Source organism: Planktothrix sp. FACHB-1355, assembly GCF_014748295.1.
Lineage (GTDB): Bacteria > Cyanobacteriota > Cyanobacteriia > Cyanobacteriales > Aerosakkonemataceae > Aerosakkonema > Aerosakkonema funiforme_A.
In genome coordinates this window covers 1-9042 of record NZ_JACJUP010000150.1, presented here as the reverse complement: position 1 = coordinate 9042, position 9042 = coordinate 1, and the positions used below count along the sequence as shown (strand labels likewise).

General features: G+C 42.6%; 13 protein-coding genes. 5 read left to right on the top strand and 8 right to left on the bottom strand.

Annotation, left to right across the window (positions count from 1 at the left end):
• The 4 genes from H6S82_RS09515 to H6S82_RS33935 form a co-directional block, all read right to left on the bottom strand.
• Positions 1 to 302: PIN domain-containing protein (locus H6S82_RS09515; protein ID WP_191056173.1), on the bottom strand; the 302-nt coding region annotated here is incomplete at its 3' end.
• Entirely contained in the window at positions 302 to 532 is a 231-nt protein-coding gene (locus H6S82_RS09510) for a hypothetical protein (protein ID WP_190463187.1), read from the bottom strand. The genes H6S82_RS09515 and H6S82_RS09510, both read right to left, overlap by 1 nt.
• A 64-nt stretch (positions 533 to 596) precedes the next feature.
• The gene (locus H6S82_RS09505; RefSeq protein WP_190463190.1) at positions 597 to 1622 is read right to left on the bottom strand and encodes an endonuclease NucS domain-containing protein; all 1026 of its coding nucleotides are present in this window, start codon (positions 1620 to 1622) and stop codon (positions 597 to 599) included.
• A 32-nt stretch (positions 1623 to 1654) separates the two neighbouring features.
• On the bottom strand, positions 1655 to 1786 hold the full coding sequence (locus H6S82_RS33935; protein WP_255512187.1) for a hypothetical protein: 132 nt from the start codon (positions 1784 to 1786) through the stop codon (positions 1655 to 1657).
• Between the two features lie 68 nt (positions 1787 to 1854).
• Here H6S82_RS33935 and H6S82_RS09500 point away from each other — a divergent pair, with 68 nt between their 5' ends.
• Positions 1855 to 2217, top strand: a complete 363-nt coding sequence (locus tag H6S82_RS09500) for a DUF4864 domain-containing protein (RefSeq protein ID WP_190463192.1) — start codon at positions 1855 to 1857, stop codon at positions 2215 to 2217.
• 4 nt (positions 2218 to 2221) lie between these two features.
• Here H6S82_RS09500 and H6S82_RS09495 read toward each other — a convergent pair whose 3' ends face one another.
• The 3 genes from H6S82_RS09495 to H6S82_RS09485 all read right to left on the bottom strand — a co-directional run bounded on the left by H6S82_RS09495 (position 2222) and on the right by H6S82_RS09485 (position 6282).
• Positions 2222 to 2908, bottom strand: coding sequence for an SAM-dependent methyltransferase (locus tag H6S82_RS09495; protein WP_190463194.1), 687 nt, complete (start codon positions 2906 to 2908; stop codon positions 2222 to 2224).
• Between the two features lie 272 nt (positions 2909 to 3180).
• Positions 3181 to 4857, bottom strand: a complete 1677-nt coding sequence (gene pckA, locus H6S82_RS09490; RefSeq protein WP_190463196.1) for a phosphoenolpyruvate carboxykinase (ATP) — start codon at positions 4855 to 4857, stop codon at positions 3181 to 3183.
• 441 nt (positions 4858 to 5298) lie between these two features.
• Positions 5299 to 6282, bottom strand: a complete 984-nt coding sequence (locus tag H6S82_RS09485) for an RNA polymerase sigma factor, RpoD/SigA family (protein ID WP_190463198.1) — start codon at positions 6280 to 6282, stop codon at positions 5299 to 5301.
• A gap of 460 nt (positions 6283 to 6742) precedes the next feature.
• On the opposite strand from H6S82_RS09485, the gene H6S82_RS09480 reads away from it, so the two are divergent.
• The 4 genes from H6S82_RS09480 (at position 6743) to H6S82_RS09460 (ending at position 8241) form a co-directional block, all read left to right on the top strand.
• On the top strand, positions 6743 to 6964 hold the full coding sequence (locus H6S82_RS09480) for a hypothetical protein (protein ID WP_190463200.1): 222 nt from the start codon (positions 6743 to 6745) through the stop codon (positions 6962 to 6964).
• A gap of 15 nt (positions 6965 to 6979) precedes the next feature.
• Complete coding sequence (locus H6S82_RS09475) at positions 6980 to 7282, top strand: RNA-binding protein (RefSeq protein WP_190463202.1); 303 nt, start codon at positions 6980 to 6982, stop codon at positions 7280 to 7282.
• 313 nt (positions 7283 to 7595) lie between these two features.
• Positions 7596 to 7817 (top strand): hypothetical protein, encoded by a 222-nt coding sequence (locus tag H6S82_RS09465; RefSeq protein WP_191056172.1) that lies wholly within the window; start codon positions 7596 to 7598, stop codon positions 7815 to 7817.
• 43 nt (positions 7818 to 7860) lie between these two features.
• Positions 7861 to 8241 (top strand): pentapeptide repeat-containing protein, encoded by a 381-nt coding sequence (locus tag H6S82_RS09460; protein WP_190463204.1) that lies wholly within the window; start codon positions 7861 to 7863, stop codon positions 8239 to 8241.
• Positions 8242 to 8260: 19 nt separating this feature from the next.
• Here the strand turns inward: H6S82_RS09460 and larE are convergent.
• A partial coding sequence (larE, locus tag H6S82_RS09455; RefSeq protein ID WP_191056171.1) for an ATP-dependent sacrificial sulfur transferase LarE occupies positions 8261 to 9042 on the bottom strand: 782 nt, incomplete at its 5' end.

Here is a 9042-nt window from a genome sequence, read left to right as displayed (position 1 = left end):
CAAGCAAGTTGTACAGCATCTTCAAAATCTCTCAAATTAGATGATAAGGCTCCCTCCAAGACGCGGCGGTTAACCGGGCAGATTCGCATAAGTGCAAGAATGTCAGCAATATACTGCTTGGCAATCTCAATACTTTTGATCTTTCTGGCAATGTAGAAGATATTGGTTAAAGTTGTTGCCGTTACATATCCTTCCACCTCTCTAGAGATTATTTTTTGTACTATAGCGTTAGCATCATTGAAAAATGGCTCTCGCTCCAGCATAAAATCAAGAATGATATTGGTGTCCAGCAATATCCGCATTAGAGATACTTTTCCTCCAAGCATTCTTCTAACATAACCTGAATTTCGGCATCATTTAAGGGTGGTGCATCTGTTTTCAGGCTGCCGCGCAATCGTTCCAATACTCCTGCTGGCACTGGTAAGCGTGGTTCGAGTTCATCCGCAAGTGATTGAACCATCGCTTCCACTAAAGCTAAGCGATCGATCACCGATAATTTGTATGCTTGTTTCTTCAATTCTTGTAATTCCATATTTTTTTATTCTCAATGGTCAACTAGATATTAACACTACTTTTGGGCTTTATGTCAGCAATTTTTAAATTCTTTTAATCCATTCTGCTAAAGCTAGTTCAACTAAAAAATCAACCATATCTATCTTTCCTAAAGGAGGATATACATCTTCTTTTGTCCCTAAATATAAACGTATGTATTGTTCAACCGTCCAATACTGATTAGCAGAATGAGAGCGCGACTCCTTTGGTTTGTAGGCAACATAGGAATATTCATCAAGATGACTAAGAAATGAATCTCTGGGAAACGATCTACTTGAAATTATCATTCTTCCCAGTCTTTTACAGCTATTATATTTATTTAGATTCGGCGAAATGGGTAACCACAAAATTAGGCATGGTCTGATTCGATTCCCATATGTATCTTTTTTACTAGAAATTTCGGCACATAGTTTACTCTTTCCCTTCCCATAGCTAAAAGTCCCAGAATTTACTTGCTCTTGTATTCGTTTATCAAAACTCATTATCTTTATCCGCATCTGCAATAACAGTTGACTATCAGCATCAGGAAATTTAGATAAAAGGTTAAGAAGCGCTCTGGGAGGACTGGGTATGTTATCAGTGCTTTCTCTTTCTCGATGTGGAATATCTACTTGTGAAAGTTTCCCAGTATCCACATCTTTCAACTGTAAATGAAATCTTTCGCCATCTACCAAAATCTCAAACTGTAAAAATTGTATATCCAGATGACAATACTTCCTATCTCTAAAGTTATCTTTATGAAAACTTGGCGCGATCGCAATTAACCCAATCGGTCGATCGTAGTCTATTTGCTCGCTGAAAGGTTTCTCTTCGCGCAAAACATCATAATAGCGAGTTAGCTGGTTAACAACATACCTATCTTCCACATTTTTCAACTCCAGTACGACTAGCTGCCTATTCTCACCCAGCGCTAAAATGTCGCACCTTTGCTCGTTTACAATATATTGACGCTTCAGAGGAGTTAAGCCGAATAGGGGTGTTAAATTAGCCCAGACGAAATCTTCCAAAACATCCTCATTCTCAAATTCCCAGCCTGTACCGGTTTTCCTTAAATTGACGTAAGTTACCATATTGCCCCTGTTTCAGAACTTTGCTAATTTTATTATTCCCACATCAAAACTTCGTTTAACTTCATAGTGCGATCGCCAGCAGACAAACGCATTCCCATCCCCAAGCCCCAGGCTTTAGGGACATCCCTCGGAGATAGAGATACCTCTGTGCCGGTTTTCGCCAAGGCATTACACTTTTTATAATTTAGTTAGGCCGGTTACTAGCAGCACTTTATCCATCGAGGAGTAATATATGCAAATCACCGACAGCGATCGCGTTACCATCCGCTGTGTTGTCGAAAGCCAACTGCAAGCGTTTCAAAACGACGACGCCGTTACAGCCTTCTCGTTTGCAAGTCCCGCAATTCAGGCAACATTCCAAGATCCCGAAAAATTTATGGAGATGGTAAGGAATCATTACCAACCAGTGTATCGTCCGCGATCGGTCGTATTTGACGATCTTGCCCTAGTCAACGGAAATTTAGCTCAAGCAGTCTTGCTACTCGATCGCAATGGTGTACCGATCAGGGCACTTTACCTGATGGAAAATCAACCTGACGGCAGTTGGAAAATTAACGGATGCTACCTCATTCCCGTAGAAGTGAATGCCACTTAAATACTCACACTGGCGGAAACACACGCAACATTTGATTGCCGCCTTTTTGAAATTCATAAGCCACCTGCCTGATTTCCAGCTTGTATCCCCGCATTTCCAACTTATCGATCGCAGGCTGGAGTAAAGGCGATACTTCTCCCGAAATATTCAAAATAGGAAAAATCCGCACCTCTCTAGCAACTCGACTCATTTCCAAAATCGAAGCAAGATGAAATTCCTCTGAAAGTCGATCGGAGTAAGTAAACAGAAAATGAGAACATAACGCTAAATCAAACTGATTCTTATTGAATGGCAGCACAGGCAAACCTTCTGTTAAATAGCGCCCTTCTTGAAGCCCCAGTGGAAAGTCTGCCAAAAATTGTTGCATCGCTGCCATTCGCACTTGCCCCAGTTGTTCTGGTGAAAGGATTTCCTGCCAAACATACGAGTCCGCATTTGCCTCAACACCTTTAATAAGAGTTTGGTAAGTATCCTCAATTCGCTGGGCAATTTCATCAGCACTAAACTGATAAATCGGATCGCATGAAACAACTTTGTATCCTTTACGGGTCATCTCAACGTTAAAACTAGCTGGGCCACCGCCGCAATCCAGAATTGCCTGCGGTAGTCGATCGAGCGTCAGGTCAAACATCCTGACATATTCCTGCATCGATCGCCCCCACGGAATCACTCGATCCAGCTTTAATCCCACTTGTTTTTCTCCTGCCACTTCACAAGTACCACTTATTCTAGGACGATCGAGCGGGGGAGTGAAATGTATCCCAGCGCTTTATGTCACTGATGAAAAAATGTATACTTTTATAAAGTTTATATGTATATATTTATATTTTTTGTTTCCACTGTAACCACACTCATCTAGAAATAACGCGGCATCACATTTAAAAAATAGGGTGGAAAATATCCACCCTACGGAATAGATAGAGGAAATCCAATCATCACTTCAACTTTCAATCGAGAAAAAACTTATTCGCATTCTGGAGCGGCTTCCATAATTTCCAGAGGAACGCAATGAAACTGCTTAAAGTTGGCGACAAAACTCCTCGCCAGCGCTTTCGCTTGTCGCTCGTAAGCTGCGCGATCGTACCAAGTCTTTGCAGGGTCTAAAATATCGCTATCAACCCCAGGCACAGTTTCCGGAACTAAAATTTTGAAAATCGGATGGTGATGAAATCTGACTTGATTTAAATGACCGTTGAGAGCAGCCGACACCATAGCACGAGTTTGTTTAATTTCAAGACGACTGCCAATACCGTATGGCCCACCAGTCCAACCCGTATTCACCAAGTAAACATCAACATCGTGTTCGATCAGTCGATCGTACAACATCTCCGCATAAACAGTCGCCGGTAATGGCAAAAACGGTTTACCAAAACAGGATGAAAAAGTAGTTTCCGGTTGCGTAACACCTCGTTCCGTACCTGCCAATTTGCTCGTGTAACCGGACATAAAGTGATACATCGCCTGTCTGTTGGTTAATTTCGCAATAGGTGGCAAAACTCCAAAAGCATCAGCTGTTAGGAAAAGCACAGTTTTAGGATGACCGCCAACGCCAGGAATAACGCAATCGGGGATAAATTCAACTGGATAGGCGACTCTCGTATTTTCCGTCAAGCTATCATCGTTGTAATTTGGCAGTCTGTTTTCTCGATCCAAAATTACGTTTTCCAGCAAAGCACCAAAGTGAATAGCTTCCCATATTTGCGGTTCGTTTTTCTGAGAAAGCCGAATTGTCTTCGCGTAACATCCTCCCTCAAAATTAAAGATGCCACGATCTGACCACCCGTGTTCGTCATCTCCAATTAACCGACGTGTCGGATCGGCAGATAAAGTAGTTTTGCCAGTGCCAGAAAGTCCAAAAAATAAAGCTGTATTACCTTGTTCATCCATATTGGCAGCACAGTGCATCGGCAAAACATTCCGTTTCGTCATTAAGTAATTCATGAACGAGAAAACGGATTTTTTAATTTCGCCAGCATAGTGAGAACCGCCAATTAAGACAATTCTTTTTACTAAATTGAGAACGATAAATGCTTCGCTGTTGATGCCATCAATATCCGGGTCTCCCTGTAAACCCGGAACCGCAATAACGGTAATGTCTGGGCGATAATATTTCAGTTCCTCTGCTGTTGGTCTCAGGAACATTTGATGGGCAAATAAATTTTGCCAAGGTAGTTCGTTAATGACTCTCACCCCAAGTTGGTATTGGGTATCCGCTCCAACGTAACCTTCAAATACATACAAATCTCTGCCTTGGATATAAGTAAGCATTCGCTTATAGAGCAGATCGAATTTCTCCACAGAAAGAGGAACGTTTACTCCATTCCAATCTACCTCGTCATGGACGCTCGGTTCGTCAACGATGAATTTATCTTTAGGCGATCGACCCGTGTATTTACCAGTCTTGACAAAAAGAGCCCCGTTTTCTCCTAAAACTCCTTCTCGCCGTGCTAGAGTATGTTCTACTAGCTCAGGTACTGATAGGTTATTATACACTCTACCTGGATTTTTTATACCTAAAGCCTCCAGTCCGAATGCCTTGCCATTCATCTGGTAATTGCCGATTTGGGAAAAGTTATAAGCCAACCGACTTAAGCTTTTGAGGTTCAGAGAATCCAACTCGTAAGTTTTGCCATTCTTCATATTAAGCACCTACTCTTGGAAAATAGGGTTAAACCTAGTTTGTCCTGACCAGGTATTTATACTTTATGTTTAACTTTTACCAAAAACCAGAACCTGTAGATCGCTAGTTAATAATTGTTTGTATTATTTAATACAGTTTAGAGTTCGTCAACTAAAATTTAGCCCCATGAAAGATGCACAGCTATGCGTTTTTTGCTTAGAGCAATTGTAGATATTACATGAGGTTCCGCAGAGCAAACTTGCTTATACACTTCACTAAAGTGTGACTAGCCATCATCTCAAACGATTACGGCAAGACGAGCGACGCAAAAAGGAAATAAAAAGTATTTGTATGGGAAATAAAAAAATAGTATGCCTGATGCGATCGCAACGTCAAAGTTGAAAAAAAGGCAGATTGGGAATAAGCGGATCTGTACTTAAATCCCCTTGCCGCGATCGAAATCAAATTACAAGATACTCGCGCACCCTACTCCTATGGCGACGCAGATTAGCTAAGGCTTGCATCTCAATCTGACGAACCCGTTCGCGACTGAGCCCTAGCAGTTCTCCGATTTGTTGCAAACTCTGGGCTTGATTGTTTTCTAAACCAAAGCGTAGTATAACTACTTCCCGTTGCCGAGGAGACAGCTCTGCTAACAATTGGCCAACCTCATCACGCAATGCTTCGCCCATCATATACTCTTCTGGCGAAGGACTCTCATCTTCCAGCATCTCAACAAATTCCGTGTCCTGATTTTCTCCCACTCGTAAATCTAAAGAAAAAGGTCGTCGCGCTATCAGCAATAATTTCCTAACTTCCGAGGTCTCTATCTCTAGGACTTGTGCAATCTCCGATGGGGTGCCATTACGACCGAGATCGTGAAAAAGTTGCCTTTGAATCTTCTTGATTTTGGTGAGCCTTTCATAAATGTGACTGGGGAGCCGAATTGTACGACCTTGCTGGGAAATCGCTTTTGTCATCCCTTGACGAATCCACCAATACACATAAGTAGACAACTTGTAGCCTTGTTTGGGGTCAAATTTCTCTATACCCCGCTCCAGACCCAGAGTACCTTCCTGAATCAAGTCCAAAAACTCAACGCCCCGCTTCTGGTATTTCTTTGCCACAGAGACCACCAGACGTAAGTTAGCCTCAATCATCCTGTGCTTCGCTTGTTTTCCCTTGGCCAAAACAGACATCATTTCGGCCCGATCCAGATGAGCTTGCTCAGCCCACTCTTCAGCACTTGGCTCGCAACCTAACTTCTGAGTTAGCACTTCTTTTTGCTCGTATATAGCCATCATCTGCTGAACTTCTTTGCCGTAAATGATTTCTTGCTCTTTTGTCAACAAGGGGATTCGACCAATTTCGAGTAGGTAGCTTCGGATCGTATCCCTGGTAAAGTTGGGTTGAGCCTGGTGTACTAAAGTTGCAGAAATAGACATATATTTATTGCCCAATGCGTTCAAATACTTATCCCCTACCTCGAATTGTCAGAATACATTCGGTTTAACTGGGGTCTGTTGAAGTTTTTTCGGCAGCCTCTCAATCTTGCACCACGCTTATAAAACTGGTTTATTGCAAAATTGGAAAGGTACAACCTTTATCCTTCGTTCATAAACCAGCTTTTTCCAGCCTTATTGACAATAGTGCCAAATCTCAGCAGCCAGACATATGTGCATCCACAATCGGCCTATCCATAAGCGTTTATGGCACGTATCCTCAAACTTTTTTCTTAAAATTCAGCGCGAGAAATACACTCTCCTGCTCGATCGAACAACAACTCCAGCACACAAAATTCTAGGTAGGTTAAGCCGTTGGCTGACTATAGCGATCGACCGGATATGAAGCTTTGAAGATTCAGCCTGCCCTACCGAACTGTTTGGCTTAATAGGTACTTCCATTATGGACGATGAACAAAAATCTTGTGAGTTGGTAGCCGATCGATATCCTTCGATTCTCGGCAGCCATAGAGCTATCAGCCTTTATCCATCTGCTTTTGGGCAAATTTACTATTGGCAACGTATTTCCCAAAATATTATGCTACTATCCTTACTAAGGATTATTTTCGGCTGTGTAATTCGTTTGAAAAGCGTTTCTCCGAATCTAACTCTCTACACTTACTGATTTTGGAGACACTTCATGTCAATTTATGTCGGCAATCTATCCTACGACGTTACCCAGGATGACCTCAATACAACCTTTGCTGAATACGGTACGGTAAAGCGCGTTCAGTTGCCTACAGACAGAGAAACAGGTCGTTTGCGTGGATTTGCCTTTGTCGAAATGGATACAGAAGCAGAAGAAACAGCTGCTATTGAAGCCCTCAACGGTGCTGAATGGATGGGACGCGACCTGAAGGTAAATAAGGCAAGACCTCGTGAAGAAAGAGGTTCTTCTGGAGGAAGCTGGGGAAATAGAGGCGGCTCTCAACGGCGCTACTAAGTTCTCTCGACAAAAGTTTTAACTTTCCTGTCTTGAGAGTAGGCGCTGAGTCTATCGTTTTTAACAAGTGCTTGCCAACTCGATCGCCCATATCCCGGCCTAATGCAGTTTATTCTTCAATTGATGGAATTATCCAAGCAATGCCGGGTCAAAATAAAACTATTGAGTCATATATAGGTCAATTAAAGCGAAAACTTTCTCACCTGGAAATTTTCCTTAAGATGAGGAACCATCTTCACTTTGAAAAGCTTATTGAAAAACGCAAGCACAAAGCAATTGCCAATCATAACCTGCGTCGGAGGCGCGTTCACTATTGAATCTTCAAACCGAACCCAATTCTACCGAAGAAATCATTCTGGAAGCGCTCAAGCATGGGGACAAAAACCGGGGTCAGCTCTTTGACCTTATTGGTAAAAAGTATACTGTCCTGGTTCAAGCTCTGCAACATCTTAAGGACAAAGAGTTGATCGAAAGCTACTTCGTTCCTAGCGCTAAAATCTCGGTACTCACCTACCGCCTGCGACCTGAGAATTAAGAAGAGCAGATTACTTCCCCCTCTCAACATTTCAAACACCCCTATGAATATCAAAGAACTCTTAAGTCGCTATAATGCAGGACAACGGGATTTCAGAAATCTGAACCTGATGGCAGCAAATTTCAAGAACGTGAATCTTCGTGGCGCTAACTTGAGCGGTGCTAACTTAACTAAGGCTAACCTGACGAGGACAAATTTGAGCCATGCAAATCTCACAGATACAATTTTAACAGGGGCAAATTTAACTGAAACAAATTTAACTAAGGCCAACCTGACGAACGCGAACCTTAGTGATGTCAACCTGAGTGATGCAAATCTCAGCCATGCCTGTCTGCGTGGGGCAATTATGCCGGAGGGAATAAACCCCACTTTTGCATCAAACCTCGATAAATATTCGCTCACTCACGATCGAACTTTGATTTAAGCACTTTTGAAGGTTAATGTCAACTGATGTCAAGTGCTGAATATGTGGAATTGCGGACTTGTGGCGTCAACACTTGATTCAGTTTTCCGCTGCGATAACCTTCCAAATCTAAGGTCACATAAACAAAGCCGAATGACTGAAAAGCAGATACCAAAGCAGGTAATTCGGTAGTTAAGACAAACTCTTTTATTTGTTCTGGCGGTAATTCAATTCGCGCGGTATCGCCTTCAGAACGCACGCGCAAATTTCGCCAACCCAACTTTCGCAAATACAGTTCGGATCTGCCAACTCTTTGCAACTTGGCGACAGTAATTTCTTCGCCATAAGGAAAGCGAGAACTCAGACAAGGTTGCGCGGGTTTATCCCACCAAGGTAAACCTAAATGTTTGGAAATTTCTCGCACTTCTGCTTTAGTTATACCGACTTCTGCTAAAGGCGACCTAGCACCTCTTTCTTTCGCCGCCTGTATTCCCGGACGATAATCTTTTAAATCGTCCGCGTTGACTCCATCCACTACATAAGGATAACCCAAACTTAGCGCCAAAGGTTTGAGGGTATCGTGCAATTCGCTTTTGCAAAAATAGCAGCGATTCACCGGATTAGAAGCGTAATTCGGGTTTTCGATTTCGTGAGTTTGAACTACTTGATGGGGAATGCCAATTTCAGCAGCTTGAACTTTAGCATCCTCCAAATCTTCCGGTAGCAAGGAGGGAGATTCGGCGGTGACAGCTAAAGCGCGATCGCCTAAGATATCATAAGCCACTTTTGCTACCAGGGTGCTATCAATTCCTCCGGAATAGG